The 19,673-nt window shown below is 69.9% G+C and carries 23 protein-coding genes; 13 read left to right on the top strand and 10 right to left on the bottom strand.

Going from position 1 to position 19,673, the window contains the following annotated elements; genetic code table 11:
• Positions 1-7: 7 nt before the first annotated feature.
• The 3 genes from ACFVGY_RS14575 to ACFVGY_RS14565 all read left to right on the top strand — a co-directional run bounded on the left by ACFVGY_RS14575 (position 8) and on the right by ACFVGY_RS14565 (position 2,281).
• Positions 8-451, top strand: coding sequence for an MFS transporter (locus tag ACFVGY_RS14575; RefSeq protein WP_385676178.1), 444 nt, complete (start codon positions 8-10; stop codon positions 449-451).
• Entirely contained in the window at positions 451-1,083 is a 633-nt protein-coding gene (locus tag ACFVGY_RS14570; protein WP_385676175.1) for a hypothetical protein, read from the top strand. Before ACFVGY_RS14575 ends, ACFVGY_RS14570 begins: the two co-directional genes overlap by 1 nt.
• A gap of 61 nt (positions 1,084-1,144) precedes the next feature.
• Entirely contained in the window at positions 1,145-2,281 is a 1,137-nt protein-coding gene (locus tag ACFVGY_RS14565; RefSeq protein ID WP_385676173.1) for an FAD-dependent oxidoreductase, read from the top strand.
• A 183-nt stretch (positions 2,282-2,464) separates the two neighbouring features.
• Here ACFVGY_RS14565 and ACFVGY_RS14560 read toward each other — a convergent pair whose 3' ends face one another.
• Positions 2,465-3,052: a TetR/AcrR family transcriptional regulator gene (locus tag ACFVGY_RS14560; RefSeq protein WP_385676170.1), complete on the bottom strand. Its 588-nt coding sequence runs from the start codon at positions 3,050-3,052 to the stop codon at positions 2,465-2,467.
• A gap of 157 nt (positions 3,053-3,209) precedes the next feature.
• Here ACFVGY_RS14560 and ACFVGY_RS14555 point away from each other — a divergent pair, with 157 nt between their 5' ends.
• Entirely contained in the window at positions 3,210-4,169 is a 960-nt protein-coding gene (locus ACFVGY_RS14555; protein WP_385676167.1) for an alpha/beta hydrolase family protein, read from the top strand.
• A gap of 190 nt (positions 4,170-4,359) precedes the next feature.
• On the opposite strand, the gene ACFVGY_RS14550 is transcribed toward ACFVGY_RS14555, so the two are convergent.
• A complete protein-coding gene (locus ACFVGY_RS14550; RefSeq protein ID WP_385676164.1) occupies positions 4,360-5,304 on the bottom strand; it encodes a LysR family transcriptional regulator in 945 nt (314 codons plus the stop codon).
• 115 nt (positions 5,305-5,419) lie between these two features.
• On the opposite strand from ACFVGY_RS14550, the gene ACFVGY_RS14545 reads away from it, so the two are divergent.
• The 3 genes from ACFVGY_RS14545 to ACFVGY_RS14535 all read left to right on the top strand — a co-directional run bounded on the left by ACFVGY_RS14545 (position 5,420) and on the right by ACFVGY_RS14535 (position 7,219).
• Positions 5,420-6,232, top strand: a complete 813-nt coding sequence (locus ACFVGY_RS14545; protein WP_385676161.1) for an inositol monophosphatase family protein — start codon at positions 5,420-5,422, stop codon at positions 6,230-6,232.
• The gene (locus tag ACFVGY_RS14540) at positions 6,144-6,929 is read left to right on the top strand and encodes an NADPH-dependent F420 reductase (protein ID WP_385676337.1); all 786 of its coding nucleotides are present in this window, start codon (positions 6,144-6,146) and stop codon (positions 6,927-6,929) included. The genes ACFVGY_RS14545 and ACFVGY_RS14540 overlap by 89 nt, the downstream gene beginning before the upstream one ends.
• A 122-nt stretch (positions 6,930-7,051) precedes the next feature.
• On the top strand, positions 7,052-7,219 hold the full coding sequence (locus ACFVGY_RS14535) for a hypothetical protein (RefSeq protein ID WP_385676158.1): 168 nt from the start codon (positions 7,052-7,054) through the stop codon (positions 7,217-7,219).
• A gap of 215 nt (positions 7,220-7,434) precedes the next feature.
• Here the strand turns inward: ACFVGY_RS14535 and ACFVGY_RS14530 are convergent, their stop codons facing one another.
• The 3 genes from ACFVGY_RS14530 to ACFVGY_RS14520 all read right to left on the bottom strand — a co-directional run bounded on the left by ACFVGY_RS14530 (position 7,435) and on the right by ACFVGY_RS14520 (position 11,874).
• Entirely contained in the window at positions 7,435-9,525 is a 2,091-nt protein-coding gene (locus ACFVGY_RS14530) for a prolyl oligopeptidase family protein (protein WP_385676155.1), read from the bottom strand.
• 195 nt (positions 9,526-9,720) lie between these two features.
• Positions 9,721-10,152 (bottom strand): hypothetical protein, encoded by a 432-nt coding sequence (locus ACFVGY_RS14525; RefSeq protein ID WP_385676152.1) that lies wholly within the window; start codon positions 10,150-10,152, stop codon positions 9,721-9,723.
• Between the two features lie 687 nt (positions 10,153-10,839).
• Positions 10,840-11,874 (bottom strand): hypothetical protein, encoded by a 1,035-nt coding sequence (locus ACFVGY_RS14520; RefSeq protein WP_385676150.1) that lies wholly within the window; start codon positions 11,872-11,874, stop codon positions 10,840-10,842.
• Positions 11,875-12,110: 236 nt separating this feature from the next.
• Between ACFVGY_RS14520 and ACFVGY_RS14515 the strand changes: the two genes are divergently transcribed.
• From ACFVGY_RS14515 to ACFVGY_RS14495, 5 genes are all read left to right on the top strand, one after another.
• Positions 12,111-12,449 carry a hypothetical protein gene (locus ACFVGY_RS14515; RefSeq protein ID WP_385676147.1) on the top strand — a complete coding sequence of 113 codons (339 nt, stop codon included), beginning with the start codon at positions 12,111-12,113 and terminating at the stop codon, positions 12,447-12,449.
• Between the two features lie 372 nt (positions 12,450-12,821).
• The gene (locus ACFVGY_RS14510) at positions 12,822-13,388 is read left to right on the top strand and encodes a dihydrofolate reductase family protein (RefSeq protein WP_385676144.1); all 567 of its coding nucleotides are present in this window, start codon (positions 12,822-12,824) and stop codon (positions 13,386-13,388) included.
• A gap of 32 nt (positions 13,389-13,420) precedes the next feature.
• Positions 13,421-13,705, top strand: a complete 285-nt coding sequence (locus ACFVGY_RS14505; RefSeq protein WP_385676141.1) for an ATP-binding cassette domain-containing protein — start codon at positions 13,421-13,423, stop codon at positions 13,703-13,705.
• A gap of 155 nt (positions 13,706-13,860) precedes the next feature.
• Positions 13,861-14,832, top strand: a complete 972-nt coding sequence (locus ACFVGY_RS14500; RefSeq protein ID WP_385676138.1) for a hypothetical protein — start codon at positions 13,861-13,863, stop codon at positions 14,830-14,832.
• Positions 14,833-14,945: 113 nt separating this feature from the next.
• Positions 14,946-15,380, top strand: coding sequence for a hypothetical protein (locus ACFVGY_RS14495; RefSeq protein ID WP_385676136.1), 435 nt, complete (start codon positions 14,946-14,948; stop codon positions 15,378-15,380).
• A 629-nt stretch (positions 15,381-16,009) separates the two neighbouring features.
• Here the strand turns inward: ACFVGY_RS14495 and ACFVGY_RS14490 are convergent.
• From ACFVGY_RS14490 to ACFVGY_RS14470, 5 genes are all read right to left on the bottom strand, one after another.
• Positions 16,010-16,429, bottom strand: coding sequence for a DMT family transporter (locus ACFVGY_RS14490; protein ID WP_385676133.1), 420 nt, complete (start codon positions 16,427-16,429; stop codon positions 16,010-16,012).
• A 56-nt stretch (positions 16,430-16,485) separates the two neighbouring features.
• Positions 16,486-16,806 carry a DMT family transporter gene (locus ACFVGY_RS14485; RefSeq protein WP_385676130.1) on the bottom strand — a complete coding sequence of 107 codons (321 nt, stop codon included), beginning with the start codon at positions 16,804-16,806 and terminating at the stop codon, positions 16,486-16,488.
• Between the two features lie 227 nt (positions 16,807-17,033).
• Positions 17,034-17,246, bottom strand: coding sequence for a hypothetical protein (locus ACFVGY_RS14480; protein ID WP_385676127.1), 213 nt, complete (start codon positions 17,244-17,246; stop codon positions 17,034-17,036).
• A gap of 196 nt (positions 17,247-17,442) precedes the next feature.
• A complete protein-coding gene (locus ACFVGY_RS14475) occupies positions 17,443-18,087 on the bottom strand; it encodes a DsbA family protein (RefSeq protein WP_385676124.1) in 645 nt (214 codons plus the stop codon).
• Positions 18,084-18,581, bottom strand: a complete 498-nt coding sequence (locus ACFVGY_RS14470) for a nucleoside deaminase (RefSeq protein WP_385676121.1) — start codon at positions 18,579-18,581, stop codon at positions 18,084-18,086. Before ACFVGY_RS14470 ends, ACFVGY_RS14475 begins: the two co-directional genes overlap by 4 nt.
• A 211-nt stretch (positions 18,582-18,792) precedes the next feature.
• On the opposite strand from ACFVGY_RS14470, the gene ACFVGY_RS14465 reads away from it, so the two are divergent.
• A complete protein-coding gene (locus tag ACFVGY_RS14465; protein WP_385676119.1) occupies positions 18,793-19,242 on the top strand; it encodes a MarR family winged helix-turn-helix transcriptional regulator in 450 nt (149 codons plus the stop codon).
• The last annotated feature ends 431 nt before the right edge of the window (positions 19,243-19,673 follow it).

Below are 19,673 nucleotides of genomic sequence, written 5' to 3'. Positions count from 1 at the left end.
CGGCGTCATGCTCGCGATGCCGGTGGGCGGGCTGGAGCACATCTCCTGGGTCGTCACCGCCTCCACCCTGGTCACCGCCGTGATCACCCCGGTCCGGGGAAAGCTCGGCGACCTCGCCGCCCGCAAATCCGCCTACCTCGCCTCGATCGCCGTCTTCGTCGCCGGCTCCGCCCTCTGCGGCGCCTCGCAGTCGATGACCCAGCTCATCGCCTTCCCGGTCGTGCAGGCCATCGGCGCCGGCGGCATCGGCGCGGGCGCCTTCGCCCTGATCGGCTCCCTCGTCCCGCCGCGCGAGCGCGGCAGGTACCAGGGGGTGAGCGCGGCCGTCATGCGATCGGCACCGTCGGCGGCCCGCTGTTCGGCGGGTTCGTCACCGGCCACCTGGACTGGCGCCGGGCCCTCTACATCAACCTGCCGATCGGCCTGGTCACCCTGGTGTGGCTCGCGCTGATGCTGCACGCGCCCACGCCACGCCTCAAGGTGGTGCTCGACTGGCTGGGCATCGCCCTGTTCACGATCGCCATCAGCGCGCTGGTGCGGGCCGTGAGTCGGGCGGGCACCACCTACGCCTCGGGCTCCTGGCAGATCCTCGCCCTCGGCGCCGCGGCCGTCGCCGCTCTCGTGCTGTTCGTCGTCGTGGAGAAGCGGGCCACGGAGCAGCTGCTGCCCATGACGGTGTTCACAGGCCATCGCAACTTCCTGCTCGCGATGGCCGCATCCTCGCCGCCGGCGCGGTCACGTTCGGGGCGGGCCTGTTGCCAGATGGCGGGCACCATCTTCCAGAACAGCGTCTCGCTGCGCGACATGGGCGCCGCCGGCAGCTCCATCAACTTCTGCCGCACCCTGGGCGGATCCCTCGGCGTCGCCGTCTTCGGCTCCCTATGCACCCGCGCCCTCCAGGGCCAAGCCCCCGGCAGCAGCGACCGCCTCCTTCCAGCCGTGGCCACCGGCACCAGCCACATCTTCCTCACCGCCGCCCTCGCCTCGCTCTTCGTCATCGACGTGCCGCTCAAGGCCGCCGGGCCTGCGCCCGCCGCCGACCCGGACGAGACCACCGCCACCGCAACCGACACGGCCGCCTGATCCCTACCCCCTGCCAGCAAGCGCCCCGGCCCCTGCCGGACCACAAGATCGGAGCACCACCATGTCCATCACGCCCACGCCCCGCATCGCCATCATCGGCGCCGGCCCCGGCGGTCTGACCTGCGCGCGCATCCTCCAGCGGCACGGCATCCGGGCGGCCGTCTACGACCTCGCCTCCGGCCCCGACGACCGCAACCAGGGCGGCACCCTCGACCTGCACGAGGACAACGGCCAGATCGCACTGAAGGAGGCCGGGCTGGTGGAGGAGTTCACCCGCCTCGCCCGCCCCGAAGGCCAGGAGATGCGGCAGTTCCACACGGCCGACGCCGCGATCCGCTTCCACCAGCGCCCCACCGAGGACCAGTTCTCCGCTCCCGAGATCGACCGCGGCCAGCTGCGCGACCTGCTGCTGAACTCGCTCGAACCGGGCACCGTCCGCTGGGGCCACGCCCTGCAGAGCGTCGAAGGACCCGCCGACGGCCCCCGCCGGCTCCACTTCGCCGATGGCACCGTCATCGAGGCCGACCTCGTCATCGGCGCCGACGGCGCCTGGTCCAAGGTCCGCCCCGTCCTCTCCCCGGCCACCCCCACGTACATCGGCATCAACTACCTCGAAGCCTGGTTCCACGACGTCGACAACCAGCACCCCGAGATCGCCGAACTCGTCGGCCACGGCAGCGCCATGGCAGCCGACGGCGAGCGCTGCCTGTTCGCCCAGCGCAACAGCGGCGGCCACATCCGCGTCTACATCATCCAGTCCGTCCCCGCCGACTGGCTGGCCCAGGTCGGCCTGAACAGCCAGGACACCGACGGCATCCGCACCCTGCTCCTGGACCGCTTCCGCGGCTGGGCCCCCAGCCTGCGCCGACTGATCACCGACAACGACGGCCCCTACCTCGACCGCCCCCTCCACGCCCTGCCCGTCCCCCACACCTGGGAGTCCGACCCCACCGTCACCCTGCTCGGCGACGCCGCCCACCTCATGCCCCCGCTCGGCGTCGGAGTCAACCTCGCGATGCTCGACGCCAGCGAACTCGCCCTCGCCATCGCAGGCCACGACACGATCGCTGAGGCCATCCGCGCCTACGAGAAGAACATGCTGCCCCGCTCCACCGAGATGCAGACGATGCTCGACGGCGCCGCCTCCGGCCTGCTGGACGACGAAACCTTCGACCCCGGCCAGCTCGACGCCGGCTGAACCAACCCCGTGTCGCGGTCGTCGTCCCTGCCCCGGGACAGCGACCGCGACACAGTCGTTCCGATCAGGCTGACCCTGAAACGAGCAGCAAGGCGAGAAGGTCCCGACGGCCGCTCCCGGTGGCGGCCACCAATCGGCGGGGTCCGGCGGACCGTGATGGATCTTGCTCGCGCAAAGGACCGCTCAGGAGAGCCGCAACCCCTGAAGGAGCAGTTCGATCAGCCTTCGAGGGTCGTAGCGGGGGTCACTTTCGCGTCCGATGCAGAGGTTTCCGATGCCGCGCATGAGTTCGTAGGGCCGAATGCCGGGCCTGATCTCGCCGGCGGCGACGGCAGCGTCGAGCAGCTGGGCACAGACGGGCATCAGCCGGTCGAGGAAGTGGGTGTGCAGCGTGGCGAAGCGGTCGCTGTCGGACTGGAGGGCGTCGGCGAGTCCGTGCTTGGTAACCAGGAAGTCCGTGAAGAGGTCGACCCACTGGCGCAGCGCGTCGAACGGGGAGGGGGCATCGGCCAGCAGCTTCGGGCCGGCTTCGGCGCAGGCCTCGATCTGGTGGTGATAGACGGCGGTGACCAGGTCCGCGCGGGTGGGGAAGTGGCGGTAGAGCGTCCCCAGCCCGACACCCGCCCGGGCGGCGATCTGGCGGATCGGTGCGTCGATCCCCGAGGTCACGAACACCTCCGCGGCGGCGTCGAGCAGCGTCTGCTGGTTGCGCACCGCGTCTGCTCGCTTGCTGCGGGCGGACGCTCCTCTGGCCGGGCCTGCTGTGGGCACCACGCTCTCCTTCCTGCGACCGTTGACGAAACGGATCAGCGTTCCATATTCTTAAATGGAACAACGATCCGCTTTCAGGTTAGCTGACTGCGGCCACTCCGCCATACCCGCCGCCGCCCATAGACGGCGGCGGGGGTCATCGAAGGGCATGCTCCTCATGCGCGAATCTGCTGACACAGCCGACACCCTCCACTCGCCGACCCCTGTCCTTTCGGTCAGCCCGGTGGTGCTGCCGTCTCCCGGCCGCGCCGTGGACCTCCAGGTGCGCATCTCCGCGCCGGTGACCGGGAGCGACCTGCCGCTCATTCTGCTCTCGCACGGTCTCGGCTTCTCCCACAACCTTTCCTCGCTCAACGGCTACGCCCCGCTCGCGAACTTCTGGGCCGCACGCGGCTTCGTCGTGATCCAGCCCACCCACCTGGACTCCAGGACGCTGAGCCTGGAGCCCGACACCCCCGGGGCCGTCGCACACTGGCGCACCCGGGCCGAGGACATGAAGCGCATCCTCGACCAGCTCGACGTGATCGAGGATGCCGTCCCGCAGCTCGCCGGCCGCCTCGACCGGCACCGGGTCGCCGTCGCCGGGCACTCCATGGGCGGACACACCGCGAGCCTGCTGCTCGGCGCCCGACTCGCCGATCCCCACGACGGAACGACGGTGAACCTGGCCGATCCCCGGATCAAGGCGGGCGTCCTGCTCGCCGCGCCCGGCCGGGGCGGCGACGCCCTCACCGAGTTCACCGTCGAGAACTACTCCTTCTTCCTGACCACCGACTTCTCCACGATGACGACGCCCGCGCTCGTGGTCGCCGGAGACAAGGACGACTCCGCCTTCCTCACGGTCAGCGGCCCGGACTGGCACACCGACCCCTACGTCCTCTCCCCGGGCCCCAAGTCCCTGCTCACCCTGTTCGACGCGGAGCACGGGCTCGGAGGGGTCTCCGGATACGACGTCGCCGAAACCACGGACGAGAACCCCGAGCGGGTCGCCGCCCTCGCCACGCTCGCTTGGGCTTACCTGCGCAGCGAGCTCTACCCCGGGGACTCCGCCTGGCAGGCGGCCCGCGACGCGTTGACGCACGGCCCCAACCCGGTCGGACGGGTCGAATCCAAGTAGGGCCCTGCGGGCCGACCCCACGGAATGACCCCGTCTGCTGGTCCCCGTGAGCCCTTGGACGACCTGTGGGCTCTGTACGCGAGCAGCGACGTCGTTTTGACATGACATGGGGCGTCGCAGGCTCGGGCGAACAGACGGTGCTCACGAGTACGGGAGCCAGCTGCCGCGGGCCTTTCCCCGGGCGCATCCGTCACTGCCCGGTCCGGTGGGTGAGGGGCTGTTGAGAGGCGGTCGGTGGTGCGAACAGTGCCTGGACGGTTTCGGTGGCCAGGTCTCGCAGCCAGGTGTGGGCGCGGTCGTCGTCGTAGCGCTGGTGCCACAGCAGGTAGAGGGGGACGTCGGGCAACTCGAGTGGCGGCGGCAGCGTGACCAGGCCGAGTCGTTCCCGGGCCGTGCGGGTGACCGCGTCCGGAAGGGTGACGACCAGGTCGGTGCCGAGCGCGAGTTGCAGAGCGAAGGCGGCGGTGGGCCCGACGGCGACGACGCGTCGTTCGAGGCCGCGCGTGGTCAAGGCGTCATCGATCGGGTCGCGCAGGCTTCCGCGCCGCGAGACGGTGAGATGTTCGACGGCCGCGTAGCGCTCGAGACTCAGCGGGCCTTCGGTGAGCGGGTGGCCTGGGCGGACGGCAACGACCAGCCGGTCCCTGCCGACGAGGCGGTGGCGGATGTCGGGGAGCGTCGGAGCGCTGGAGCTTGATTCGAGGTCGACCTCGCCTCGGCGCAGCTCGGGGGTGTCCGTGCCGGGTTCGGCGGGCAGGCGCAGCTGGACGCCGGGGGCCTGGCGGTGGACGGCGGAGATCAGTGCGGTGCCGCAAGCGGCGGTCAGGGCGTCGTGCCAGCGCACGGTGAAGACCCGCTCCAGAGCCGCCAGGTCGAGTTCCTGCTGCGCGGACAGAAGGTGGTGGGCCTGCTGGACGAGGGCGTGGACCTGGGCGCGCATGGCCAATGCGCGGGTGGTGGGGACCATGGTCCGGCCGGTGCGGACCAGGATCTGGTCGCCGGTGGCCTTGCGGATGCGGCCCAGGGAGCGGCTCATCGCCGGTGCGGTGACGTGGAGGCGTGCTGCGGCGCCGGCGACACTGCCCTCTTCCAGCAGAGCGTCCAGTGCGGTGAGCAGGTTCAAATCCAGTTGCATGAGAGTAACTCTACGAGTGAAAAGCATGCACTTGTTGTTAACCGCCGGGGGGCCTAGCTTCGAAGTGCGGGCGCGGACGAGCCGCCCCGCGTCGACCGAACCCAGGGAGCCAGCCATGAGCACAGCCATGCCTTTCGACGCCGACGCGACGCTCCTGTACGACGTGACCGCCGCGGTGAAGGCCGCCGGCGTCACGCTGCGCGACCGCTACACCTCGCACGCCCGAGGCGTGACTTTGGACGAGGTTGTCGAGGAGATCCACGCCAACGACGACGCGGTCCTGGCCGTGCTGCGGGAGCCGCTGCTGCGGGCCCGGCAAGGGTCGCAGTGGGCCGAGGACGAGCTGGCCGGCGGCGCGCTCCCGCCCGGGGAGTGGTGGGTCGTCGACCCCGCCGAGGGCAACATCAACCACGTCCACGGCATGGAGGACTGGGCCGTCACCGCCACCCTGGTCCGCGACAACCAGCCGGTACTCACCGTCGTCCACCTGCCGCTGACCGGCGACACCTACACCGCCGTCGCCGGCGGCGGTGCCCGCCTCAACGACCGCCCCCTGAAGGTGTCCGCCAAGACCGACCTGGGCGCCGCGCTCATCGGCACCGGCCAGGCCAAGCCCGGCGAAGACGAGCGCACCTTCCGGCGGATCGGTGACTCCGTCACCGCCATGCTCGTCAACGGCCTGGTCGTGCGGGTGTCCGTCCCCGCCACGATGCAGCTCATCCACGTCGCCGCCGGACGCATGGACGCGTTCTGGCAGTTCTCCGACGTCCGCTCCGGACTGGTCGCCGGCGCCCTGCTGGTCTCCGAGGCCGGAGGCACCGTCACCGACCTGGCGGGCGATCCCTGGAACGCCGGCAGCCGCGACTTCCTGGCCGCCGCCCCCGGCATCCACGCCACCGCCCTCAAGGTCCTCTCGCCGATCGCCTGACCGGACGTCTCCGCTCTTCCCCACCCGATACCGCAAGGAGCATCACCGCATGGCCACCATCGGCATCCTGGGCGCCGGCCGCGTCGGCACCACCCTCGCCAGCAAGCTCTCCGAGGCCGGACACCACGTCATCCTCGGCCGCCGGAGCCCGACGGAAAAGACCACAGCGGCTGCCGAAGGCACAGGCACCCGCGTCTCCTTCGCCGACCAGCGCACCACCGCCCGCACCGCCGACATCGTGATCAACGCGACGCCCGGCGACAGCGCCCTTGACCGCCTGGCCAGCCTGCGAACCGAACTCGCCGGCAAGATCCTGATCGACGTCTCCAACGCCACCCGCGACGCCGGTGACGGCCTGCCCGGCGACCTGTGCTATCCCGGCAGCAGCCTCGCCGAACAGCTCCAGGCCGCCCTCCCCGACACCCATGTGGTCAAGACCCTCAACACCATGCTGTTCATGGTCATGACCGCTCCCGAAACCCTGGCCACCTCACCGACCGTCTATGTCTCGGGCAACGACGAACACGCGAAGACGACCGTCGCCGGGCTGCTCGGCGACCTGGGCTGGCAGCCCGCATGGATCGAGGACCTCGGCGACATCACCACAGCCCGCGCGACCGAGGCCATGATCCTGGTCGTACCCCACATCCTGCGCCGACACGGCTTCGAGCCCTTCGCTGTCTCCCTCGCCCGATGACATGGACCAGAATCGGTGTCGCGCCGGGTTCTTCGTGCACGGGAAGAACCCCCAGCGTGAGGAGGGTGCTTCCGGTGCCGAGGTCGTCGCCCGGGTGAACCCGGGCCGGCCGCGGGCCACGTGTGGAACTACGCCACTCGGCCCGATGCAGTGCTGCCTGGGCGCGGGTCGAGAGGGCGAACGACTCCTGGCGATCCAAGATCGAGATCCGATGGCCGAGAGGCGGGAGCCGGTCGCGGCCGCCGACCAAGACGTCCGGGGCGTACCGAAGCAGCCTGCGGCGGCCGTAGTCTGCGCGATGGCCGAACCGCCCTGCCGTCGCAGAGGTCTGGAGTGCATCGCGATGACCGGAAAGGCCTGACGCGCCCGCCGAGACCCCCTCGGGCTGGCCCCCACCGCGAGCTTCCTCCAGGAGCAGGGCCGGCGCGCTCGACGAGACGGTGGTGGTGTGCGTCTTCGGCCGGTACGGCTGGTGTGGTGCTTCCAGCTCCGCCTCAGGAGGCATTCACCGAGGCATGACACCGAGCGCCCAGCAGCAGAAGCTCAGCTCGTCCACGTCCTGTTCGATCAGGGCCGACGCCGTGGTACCGCCTGCGTGCCCCGAAGCGCGGAGTGGCAACACCAGGTACGGGCCTCCCCGCGCGGCCTCGGCCTGGAGCCGGGCAGCCATCTTCAGCGGGTCATGGGGAGGAGCGTTCCGGTCGTTCAGTGCCGGCGCGAACATCATCACGGGGTAGCGGCGATCGGCTCGGACGTTGTGGTACGGCGAGTAGCCGGCGAGGTACGGGCCCTCGACCGGGTCATCGGGATCGCCGTACTCCACGGTCGCGGCGGCCAGATGGCTGAAACGGGGAAACCGCAGCATGTCCAGCACCGGCACCCGACTGTAGACCGCCCCGAACGCGTCAGGTGCCTGCAGAGCGGCAACAGCGACGAGCAGGCCCCCGTTGCTGTTGCCGCGCGAGACGAGCCGGCCGGGCGTCGTCCAGCCGGCCGAGACCAGGTAGCGTGCCGCGGCAACGAAGTCATCGAAGGCGTTCTGCCGCCGGGTCTTGACCGCCGCCTCGTGCCAGCCGCGCCCGTACTCGCCACCGCCCCGGATGTTGGCGAAGGCCAGTACGCCGCCCAGCCTCAGCCACGCCGCGTTGACCGGTGCCCAGCGCGGTTCCATCGCGATGTTGAACCCGCCGTAGCCGCTGAGCCGCACGGGCCGCTGCCCGTCGCGCGGCAGGTCCTTGTGGCGGACGACGAACATCGAGACCGGCGTGCCGTCCGGCGACTCGTACCAGACCTGTTCCGTGATGAATGCGGATGCGTCGAGTCCGGCGTCGGGTACGTGGTACGGCGACAGCCGGTCCGCCGCGTAGTCGTAGCGGTAGAGCGACGGCGGCTGTACGTACGAGGTGAAGCTCACCCATACCTCGTCACCGTCCCAGCGGCCGCTGACCCCGCTGACGACGCCTTCGCCCTCGTTGCGGTTGACCGAGCCGAGGGCAGGAAGCTCCAGGTCGCGGAGGTGGGTGCCGTCCGCGGCGTGGATCCGCACCCGGTGCGAGGCCGCGTGCGTGTGGACGGCGTAGAGCCGGCCGCCGACTCCGGCGACCGTCTGGAGCGTGTCCGGGCCCTCCGGTATGAGGGTCCGCCAGGCGGTCGGCTCGGTCAGCGGTGCGAGGCAGAGCCGGCCGCGCGGTGCGTCGAGGTCCGTATGGATGAGCAGCGAGTCGCCGATGACCTGGACCTGGTTGAGGGATCGCATGAGGGGTGCCACCGGTATGAGCTCGCCGTCGGCCAGGCGCAGCAGGTGCACGGTGTTGGCGTGCACGTAGTCCCACATGGACAGGACCGCGAAGCGGCCGCATTCACTGGCCTTGACCGAGCACCAGTATTCCTTCTCGTGATCGTGCCGTCCGCCGAAGATCCGGCGGGCCGGCTTCTGCGACCCCAGCCGGTGCTCGTACACGGCGTGCCAGAGTGCCTCCTCTCCCGGCGGGACCTCGCCGGGCTCAGGACAGGCGGCGTAGAGGAAGCCGGAGGAGTCGGGGAGCCAAGCGGGTGCCGAGTGGCCTGAGCCGCGGGGCCGGTCGGGCAGTACCTGCCGCGAGGCGAGGTCGAGGACGTGGGTCACGGCGTCGTGCGTACCGCCCACGGACTTTCCGAAGGCCACCAGATGGCCGTCGGGCGAGGGCACGGCGAACACCAGCGCCTCCTCGCTCGCCCACGCGCTCGGGTCGAGCACGGTCTCGGGCAGTGCGGCCGCTCCTGTGCTGCGCCGCAGCATGAACGCGAGCTTCTCGTCGTCGGCGCCCGCCTGCCAGAAGAACTCCTGACCGGATGGTCCCGCGGGAATCGGCGGCGACATGCGCGCATACCGGGAGGCACGGGAAGCCTCCGCCCTCAGCCGGTCCCGTCCGGGCACCTCGGCCAGCACGGCGCGGGTGACGGCCTCCTGCGCGGCGATCCACGTCGCGGTCTCCGCGTCGTCGATGCGCTCCAGCCAGGCGTACGGATCCTGGAACCGGCGCCCGTGCACCGTATAGCCGCTGTCGGGATCCTTCCGCGCTGCCGGGAGGTCGATGGGCAGCCTGAGTTCCTTCACCGCACGGCCCTTCTCGACCCGACCCCGACGTGTATGACGGAACTGTACGAGCTCCCGACAGGCCCTGCCCCGGTGATCCTGCAGTGGACGCCGCCCGTCTCTGGGTGAGCTGACGGGGGTTCGCCGACGGGAGTCTAGTGCGGTGCGCCGACCCGTCGGTGTCCTTCGGCAGCCCCTCGGTGCGTGGCCGCGCGGCTACTCGGGGTTGGAAGGCCATCCGTGCCGGGACCGGCCGGGTCCGGCCCTTCGTTTCCGGGAAGCAATCACGAGTGAGAGGGTGGTCGTGGCGAGGAGGCTCCCAATCGCGACCATGCTCACGCCAATCATGAAGAGTCCGGTCGCGTCGTCCGACCAGTCGTAGTAGGCGGCAGCGGTGAGCCCGGTGGTGGTGCCGAGCACCGCGGCCGCGATGTGCTGCCGGGACGCCGCCCAGTAGACCGGTGCCAGCAGTGTCAGGCCGAGCCCGATCACCTGCCAGGCCCCGTAGGGGCCAGTCTCCGAGCCGTCGGCGTGCACGTCGCGGTGCTGGTCCCAGCCCAGCCAGGCAGCCCACGCCGCCATCGCCACCCCGGCCAGCACCAGGGGCGCCAGCTGTTCGAGGATCCGTCTCTGCAGTTCTTTGCGCATGGCTCCAGTGTTCGAACCCGCCCGAGCTCCCGTCAGAGCGCAGGTACTCAACTCCGCGGGAGTAGTTCGCCTCATCGCGGACGGCGGGTTTGTCGAACCGTGCAGCCGCGGCCCGTTCCCTCTTGCTCTCCGTCCACAGTTCAACGCGGCCTGGTGACCTTCGCGATCCGCTCGAGAGCGTCAGGCCGATCGCGCGGGCGGAGGCCGCGGGGTCGGCCGGTGCTACTTCGGGGCAGGGGCTGGGCGCGGTGGGTCGGCCATCGAGATACCCGCTGCCGAAGCCGTGGCCGGCCGGGCGGACGAAGTTCTGGCAGCATTGTGGGGGCCCCGGGGACCCGGCGTACACACCGGCGCCGGGCGCAGCGAGACGCTCGCCGACCCGTCGGCGCCCGCGCGGGCGCCGACGGGGTCAGGATGAGCACCTGCCTGGGGCCTCGTGTCACTGCTGGGGCGAACGACTCCGGGTTCGTCGCTGATCGCGTCGAGTGATCTTCCAGCGCTTGAAGCGGAGGCGGCTCTCGAAGACTGCCACGGTGCGGTCGGATTCACCGTGGGCGCGAACGATGCTGACCCTCGCCCGTGTGCAGACGAGGATCAAAGTCGTGGCACTGGCGGTGAGGAGTACTGCCGCGATCAGCCATGTCGGAAGACCTGACTGAGCCAAATCGGTGATCAGAGTCGGCATGCTCAGACTCCCATCTCATTGGCTGCAGTTCCGTGGGTGCACGTCGCAGGGCTTGCGGTCGCGCGGTGCCGCTTGGCGGCGTGCTTCACCATCCGGCGGACTCGTTCGCCGAAGCGCTTCGGGTCCGAAGCATTGGCCAGAAGCGCCGCGTCATGCCAGTCGGTGTTGGAGCCGCCGAACACGTACATGGCCACTGCCTGAGCCTCCTGGGGGGTGAAGTCGACGAGCAGGAGATCGAGGCACGGGTGGTGCCCGTAGGGCTGTCGATCCAAGTACTGGTCCTCGGCTGACTTGCTCTTGGGCTGCTTGCGGCTCTCGCCATTGACCCCCAGAACGATGTGGTGGCCCTTGAGCTGGCGGGTGTGGATCGGTCGCCAGTTGTCACGCTCAGTCCTGATCTGGCGGTTGAGCGCGGAGACCACACTTTCGTCGTCGTAGAGCTCCACGCCGTCCCAGTCGATGCTGATCAGCCCGTTGAGGACCGCGGAGCGCTTGCGAATCGTCAGGTTCCATTTATGCGCGAAGGCTGCGGCTTTCTCTTCGTCGCTGTGGAACACGTAGGCCGTCATCGCGTCGTGGGCTTCCTTGTAGGCCTTGCAGGTACCCGTCGGAAGGGGCCATGTGGCGGCGATGGCTGACAGTTCGCCGTAGATATCTGCTGTCGGGCGTAGCGTCAGCGGGCGCTTGAACGGCAATGCCTTGGTCAGGGCCTCACGGGTGAGGGGCTGACACCTGAACGCCAGCTGCAGAGCGTCGAAGGGTTTGCGGGAGTCGACGACGAACGGGATCTGGTCGAGCCCGTAACGCTCGCGCAAGTGGGGGCTGTCGGGGATCACGACCAGCCGGGTTGCCACGGCGTCTGAGGCAAGGCCGAACCGCCTGGCAAGTGAGCGGTGCTGCTGGGGCGGCCTGCCAGCCAGCCATCGTGCGGTGCGTCGTGCCATCTTGGTGCGGGGGGACGTCGGAGTGCTGTCATTCCTGGTGCTGATCAAGACCGCAAGCCGCGTCTGAGCCTTCATGCGCTTGTCGTAAGTCATCGGATGCCTTCCCCAGGTGAATTCCTGACACCCGTACAGGGCCTCAACCCGGTGTCACCGACAGCAAGAACAGAAAATGTGATGCAGGTCACATACGACAGTCCGGAAATCTCCAGCTACGAGGAGAAAGGGCATGTCCTCACTGCTGTCGACGGTGAGGTCGCATGGCAGTCCAGTGCGGCGGCTGAACGTCTCCGAGGGGGTCCGGCCAACGTGAGTCGCAAGGGGGCGGCGGGATGATGATCTCGGTCCCGCGTCGACCCGATCGTCTGCTCGCCATGGCGCTGCACCTTCGGGACCAGGAGCTGAGCCTGCGCGAGATCGCGGCCCGGCTCGTCATCACCAAGGGCACGAAGAAGGGCCAGCGCCCTCCCCGGCGACTGTCGTGCGAATGCTGCGCCAGTACGACGAACAGACAGCCGCCGCGTCGCCCGCGGCGGTCGATGTCGTCGGGACTGGCCTGTGTGACCGGCCAGGAAGGGAACACGGGCCCCAGCCACGCCCGCACCGGCCTGCCCGCCTGCTGGTCCTGGCCAGCCGTTTTCCGCCCGTTGGTCGCACTATCGATGACGTGAGGCTAGGGGAAGGGTCGCGGTACTCGATGCCGGGCGCGGCGGCGGTCTCCAGGAGCGGACGCCGCTGTCTTCGCCCCTCGGCCAGCAACCTGAGGGCCATTAGCCGGTGATGTAGGGTCTCGCCGCTCGTGGCATGTCGTTCTTGCGTGACCTGGGCGTTCTTGGCTGTCTCATGGCCTTGTCACCCATGATCAGTCTCAAATCCGTGGCATTTTCTCGCGAGGGCGAGGTCGAGGCGGCTTGTCCGAGTCGGCCGAGTACACCACGCTGAGTCCCGAGCACGAGGGCTACCGGCGAGCCCAGATCGCGCACCGATGAGTTTTCCGGCCGCGTTGGTCTATACGCCGGACACCACGAACGGAAGGCTGGGCCATGCGGAAACTGATCTACGGCATGAACCTGACCCTGGACGGCTACATCGCCGCCGCCGGCGACGACATCGGCTGGAGCGGACCGCCGAGCGACGAGCTGTTTCAGTGGTGGCTCGACCACGAGCAGGCGTGTGGCCTGTCGCTGTATGGGCGCAAGCTGTGGGAGGCGATGAGCTCCTACTGGCCGACCGGCGACCAGCAGCCGGGCGCCACCCCGGCGGAGATCGAGTTCGCGCGGAACTGGCGGGACACGCCGAAGGTGGTGTTCTCCTCGACGATCGACAAGGTCGACTGGAACACCCGCCTGGTCACCGGCGACGCGATCGCCGAGATCACCCGGCTCAAGGCCGAGGACGGCGGCCCAATGAACATCGGCGGCGCAACGCTCGCCGGGGCGGCCATGCGCGCCGGGCTGATCGACGAGTACGCGATCGCCGCCCATCCGGTCCTGGTGGGCGGCGGCACGCCGTTCTTCACCGCGCTGGACAGCTGGGTGAACCTGAACCTGGTGGAGACGCGGACGTTTCCCGGCGGCGTGGTCCTGACCAGGTACGAGACAAGACGCTGAGTGTCCCGTCGCGTTGAGCTTGTCTGTGGATCTTGTGCTGGGCTGCGACCGAGCTGCTGCTCGGCGAACTCGGACTCGGACTCGGACTCGGACTCGGACTCGCCGGTCATCGCACGTCCCCCACCGCCACCCTGTCCGGCGGTGAGCGGCAGCGGCTGGCCGTGGCCAGAGCGCTCATAGGCTCGCCGGATGTGGTTCTGGCCGATGAGCCCACCGGTGCTTTGGATGGTGAAGCCGCCCATGCGGTCGCCGAGCTGCTCTTCGCCCTACCCGCACAGCGACAGTGCGCGCTCGTGGTCGTCACGCACGCCCCGTAGGTGGCCAAGCGGGCGGATGTGGTGCTGACCTTGGCCGGCGGGAAGCTGGAAGGTGTCCGGTGAGGTCCGAAGGCCGTTCCGGCAAGCGTCTGTTGTGGGCCCTTGGGTACCGCATGGCTCGTACTCGAGGCGGATCGGCACACCGGGCAGCTCTCATGCTGGCCGCCGTGCTCGCTCTCGGTACCGTTTGCGTGGCGGCCCGTGGCCGCTCGGAGGCGCGTGAGCGGCGCCTGCTGCTCCTCGACGTGCTCGGCATCCCGGTCCGTGGCCGGGCCGTGGTGGTGGCAGCGGAGGCCGCTCGGCCGCTCGTCTGCGGGATCCTGGCCGCCTGCGCCCTGGCTGTGACCGTGTCCGTGACCTCGTTGGAGCTGCCGTTCACCGGATACTGGGTGTGGGCCGAGGACCTTCGGGCGGCACTCGGGTGGCTGCCTGCGTGCGCGATGGGTACGTTCATCGTGCTGCTCGGGGTGAGTGGGGCCGGCTGTCTTGTCCGCCGTCGGCGTGAAGGGGCGGCGGGTGTCCCGCTCGGGCCCGTCCGGTGGCCGGTGGCCGAGCGTGGTGTTCGTCTGTGCTGTCGTCGTGGCCGCATGGGGGTCGGAGCACCATGCACCGCGGGGAAGATCGCCTTCACGGTCGGGGCCATGGCTGCCCTGATCGTTCTTCCCTACGCCACCGCTCGACTTGCCCGGCGCATAGGGGCCCGTCTCGCACGTAGCGGGGACAGGCGTGGAGACGCGGCGAAGATCGTGGCCGGGCGATGGCTCGCGGCCCGGCCACAGGCTCTGGCCCGGCTCAGCGCCGCTCTCGTCGTCGGCCTCGGCATCGTGGTCATCGGGCAGGTCATCACCACCCAGTTCACCGGACCTGCCGACGCTGCCCGGACCCGCTACAACGCCGGGGGCGGCACACTGGTACAAGTCCGGTCCCGTAACATCCCCGCCACCGCCGACGCGTTCGTCGCGGCTGTCGGCGTCGAGCAGGTGGTGCGCTACTCTCCCGAACCCGGTGGGGCGGGCGTGCGGCTCACTGGCACCTGCCGAGGCCTGGCCGCGCTCGGAACCATCAGCTCCTGCCCCGTCGAGCCGGTCAGCGTGGAGAAGGTGTGTTCACCAGCCTGTCGCCGCTGAGCCGGAAAGTGTTCGCCACGGCGGAGATGCTGCCCCGCCCCCCAGTCGCGGTATGTGCGTGTGCCGCTCCCGCACAAGGAGAACAGGCCGCCCACCGGCAGCTGATCGGGCCCATGACCGCACAGCCCGGACAGTCCTGGTACCTGGGGGCGGCCGCCCAGGCAGCCCAGGTCCGGTGGCTGCTGGACGTCGCCCTTCTCGGCATCGCGGCGCTGGCCGCCGCAGGTGCTCTCGGCGCCGCAGGGGTGTTCATCGAACAGCCCCAGGCCCTCGGCCCACTGGCGGTCTATCAGACTGGGAGAAGCTTCTACCAGCGGATCGCCCTGTTCAACCTCGCCCTGCCCCTGACAGCCGTCGGAGTCGTCGGATCGACCGTGGCGGCCGTTCTGGGCGCCTTGATGATCAACCTGGGCAACGGCGGCTGGATGTCCGCTGCCCTCCTGGGCGCCGGAATCGCAGTCGTGGCCGTGTGGGGTGTCGTCGTGGCCTGGTCGTGCGGGCGCACCGCGTCCACCCATGCCGCTTCATGGGCGCCACGAGCCGACTGAGCATCCAGGTGCCGGCATTTCGGCTCCGGCGCCCGCCTCCGTGGGACAGCGCCGGAGCCGATCGTGCCCGAGCGGCAGCGAAACTGCTCCCACGAACACCAGCGCACGTTCTGGGGCTGTGCAGCACCTGGTCGACCAGCTGACCGCAGCGGACTGGCTCACCCACGCCGCCGTGGAACGTTCTCGGACTGGGCCACTGGGGTCCCTGCCGGACGACCAGACCACCGCCAGTGCCGCAGCATGGTCCCCGTCCATGGGTAGGGCCAACCACATGCCCCCAGTCGGCCTGGCCGTCCCCATGCTCCGGTTGGCCGCCATGCTCGACCCCGCCGGAATCTCCCTGCCAGCCCTCACCAGCCGTCCCGCCCCTGATCACCTGACCGCCACCGGACCCCACAGCCAGGCCAGGCTGAAACCCCGGCAAGTGCCGACGATGCGATCGCCGCCGCCCTGTGGACCCTGCGCCGCTGCAGACGCGACACCAACACGAACGGCCCAACGGTCGACCACCCCAAAGGAACGGCATTGTCATGCTTTCGATAGGGGGAAAACGGCCATACCGAGCGTCACGCGCCCCGTTTCGGGGCCACGAGAGAGGTAACGGGGTGGCGGCGCCTCAGGGCCACCGGTCAGGCTTCGGCGCCCTGGACATCCCGGGGCGGGGTGGCGGCGACTGCGGTCTCCTGCGGTGCCTGCGACCGGTCGGCGAGCTTGAGCCAGATCACTCCGGCGATGATGACGGCCAGCCACACGGCCTGGATCCCGGTGAGGGCCTCGTCGAAGAAGACGGGGCCCAGCAGGGCTGCGCCGACCGCTCCAATCCCAGCCCAGACCGCGTAGCCGATGCCGACGTCGATGGTGCGTAGGGCGGTGCTGAGCGCCCAGAGCGTCAGCAGGAAGAAGACCACGGCGACCAGCGACCACGACACGCGGGTGAAGCCGTGACTGCCGCCGACGGCGAGCGCGTAGCCGACCTCGAAGGCTCCGGCGAGCAGGAGCATGAGCCAGGAGTTGGCGGAGGAAGCGGAGTTGCGGGCGGGGGTGGACATGCGAGCGGTTCCCTTCGTGAAGTGGGGCGGGGTGGGGTGGGGTACGGGGTGGGGGCTCAGGCGGCGCCGCTGAGCTGGAGGCCGACGACTCCAGCGATGATGACGACGATGCCGAGTGCCTTGCGCCAGCTCAGGCGCTGGCCGAACAGCAGCGCTCCCAGGAGGGTGATGCCGATGCCTGCGACGGAGGTCCACAGGGCGTAGCCGACGCCGACGTTGAAGGTCAGGAGCGCCTTGCTGAGGAAGAAGGTGGCGATGGCGCCGCTGATCAGGGTGGCGGCGGTCCAGAGGCGGTTGCGGAAGCCCTCGGCCTTGCCGGCTGCCATGGCGACGGCGATCTCGAAGGCGACGGCGATGGCGAGGTAGAGCCACTGCATGGCGGGGTCCTTTCACTAAGGGTGAGGGGGCGGCGCGTTACGGGCCGGCCCGTCGTCGCTCGGGGCGGGTGGCCCGGGGGCGCCGGTCAGGCGGCGCGGATCAAGCAGGCGTTGTCGAGCGGTGGCACGAGGGTGCAGTACGGCTGGGTCGAACGGGTTCAGTGCCGTGGCGTTGCACAGTTCGTGCGGGAGGTCGGGGTTGGCCAGGGCCGCGATGCCCAGGGCCGTCAGGTCTGCGTGCCTTGATCCAGGGCGCGTGCGGCGGCGTCGTGGTGGTGGTGGTGGTGCAGGCCGCCGTTGGCGATGACGGGCAGTGCGGTGGTGGTGCGAGCCAGTGCGGTCAGGTCGGTCCCCTGCCGCCGGCCGGTCCGGCGTCGGCGAACCAGTCGGAGCCGCTGCCCGCGAGGTGCAGTTCGTCCGGCTCCGGCGCCGGCAGCCACGGTGAAGAAGCAGGCCGCCTCGCGGGGGTGTCGGGCAAAGGTGCGCGGGTTCGGTGACCTTGGCCCGCGAGAAGCGGACACCGACGGAACCGGTTGCAGGGTCAGGCCGGCCAACTCGGTGGCTGGCGTCGGCTAGGGCCACGGCGCGTACCTGCCCGGGGCCGGGGGTCGGGGGTCGGGGTGGCTCGGTGCCATATCAGCATCCGTCGAGTCCGCAGGCGGCGCCCGGGACGGCGGCGGTCTGCTCGTCCTGGGCGGCGTGGATCGCCGCACGCAGCTGTGCGGCGCGGGGGACGCCCTCGATGCGGGTGCCGCCGACGAGGAGGGTGGGCACGGACTGGATGCGGTGGGCGGCGGCCTCGCGCAGGGCCTGCTGGTGGGTGTCGCGGTAGGTGCCGTTGTCGAGGGCGGCGCGGAAGGCGTCGGCGTCCAGGCCGATGTCGCGGGCGAGTGCGGTGAGCACGTCCGGCTGCCCGAGGTCCAAGTCCTCCTGGAAGAAGGCTCGGAACACTCGGCGGGTGTACTCGGTGCCCTTGCCCTGCTCGGCAGCGTACTGGTGGCCCTCGGAGGCCAGGCGGGTGTAGGGCTGCGGGGAGACGGTGGGCAGGGTGATGTCGACGTCCATACTGCGGGCCATGGGGTAGACGGCGCGCCGCCAGATGTCGGGCAGGTAGGTGTCCTCCGGCCGGAGAGTGGGCTGGGGGTGGGGCCGCAGCTCGAACGGCTTCCACTCGATCTCGACGTCGAGGCCCTGCGTGGCCTCTTCCAGCGGGCCCTCGGCCAGCATGCAGAAAGGGCAGACGTAATCGGACCAGATCTGGATCTTCACCGGTTCGCTCATCGCAGGTGGCCTTTCCGGCCGGTCAGGAACTCCTGGAAGGGCACTTCGTGTCCCTCGACCGGAGCGTGTGTCACCGTGAGCGGCCAGGTGGTGGGGTCGTTGGAGAAGAGGGAGTAGGAGTCGGCGTAGTCGAAGCCGTAGGCGCCCGCGGTCCTGCGGTCGGCCGCGTACACGACGTGCGCGACGTCGAAGTAGAGGGCGGCCATGTAGCACAGGGCGCAGGGTTCGCCGGAGGCGATCAGGGTGGATCCGGCGACGCCGAAGCGGCCGACCTTCTTCGCCGCCGCGCGCAGGGCGACGACTTCGGCGTGTGCGGTGGGGTCGTTGTCCTCATGGACCCGGTTGAAGCCGGTGCCCAGTACGCGGCCCTCGCGGACGACGATCCCGGAGAAGGGGATGCCGCCGTCGGCCACGTGCGCGCGGCTGATCCTGACTGCCTCCTCCACGTGGGGGGTGAGGTGGTCGGGAAGCTGGGTCTGGTCTGCATGGGACATCACTCCTCGAATAACGACGGCCGGGTCCGGCCCGCCTGCGGGTTTCGGGGGCGGGGCGGGAGTGGCGCGGGCACGGGGAACCTCCAGTAAAGTTGCTTGTACCTGCAATCAAATCCTGCCCAAGCTGAGTCGGTGACACAACCGGGGGACGCCAGGAGTTTGCATGAGCATGTACTCTGCTGTCAAACAGCGACCCCGAGAGGACGCACCTATGGCAACTTCATCCTCGGCACCCCTGCGCACGTCCGACCAGGCCGTCTGGAACCGCGTACTCGCCCTGCACTCGCACGTCGAGCGGGAGCTGACTCACGCGCTGCAGCGCCAGCACGGGATCGGCTTGTCGGAGTACCGCTCCCTGGAGCACCTGCACCACTCCGACAGGAGCGAGCTGCGCATGCAGGATCTGGCCGAGCGGGTGGGCCTGGGACAGTCCTCGGTCACACGCCTGGTGGGGAGGCTGGAGACAGCCGGTTTCGCTTACAAGGACCTGTGCCCGTCAGACAAGCGCGGCGTCTACGCGGTGATCACCGACGACGGGCGCCAGCGCTACCAGGCCGCGCGCGCCACCTACACGGAAGTACTCTCCGCGACCCTGAACACCTTCACCGGCGACCCTGAGCTGGGCCCCACCGTGCAGGCCCTGCGTGCCACCCAGGGCTGACCCCGCCCCTGTGTCCCGCATGGCGCTGCACCCCCGAACCCCGGCCCACCCAGCGGACCGGAGTTCTTCCGTGCGCAAACAATTCTCATGGCATGGATCACCATCACTTCGCTCAAGTACTTGCTTGACCAAGCATGCTCCTGCCCGGATATCGTCGGAGTTCGACGGGATACCGAGACCCACCTAACGCCTCGCGATCACACGGAACACCATAGGTGCCCGCCTGCGCGTCCGGAGCGGAGGCCCGATGGCCGGAATGTCCGGCCGGCTTGCCCACCTCGGCGCGCACCGGCCGGGGTGGGGGGGGCCCCGCGCGGGGGGGGGGGGGCCGGGGCCCGGTTGGGGTTGCCCCCCGTGGGGTTTAAAAAATATAACCGGGCCGGCGGAAATGAAATTTTAGTGTATGTTTTAAAAAACGTTACGATGCCGCG

The organism is Streptomyces sp. NPDC127106 (assembly GCF_042677605.1).
GTDB lineage: Bacteria > Actinomycetota > Actinomycetes > Streptomycetales > Streptomycetaceae > Streptomyces.
Note: the sequence above shows the minus strand (reverse complement) of the source record. Positions and strands in the feature narration are given on the sequence as shown.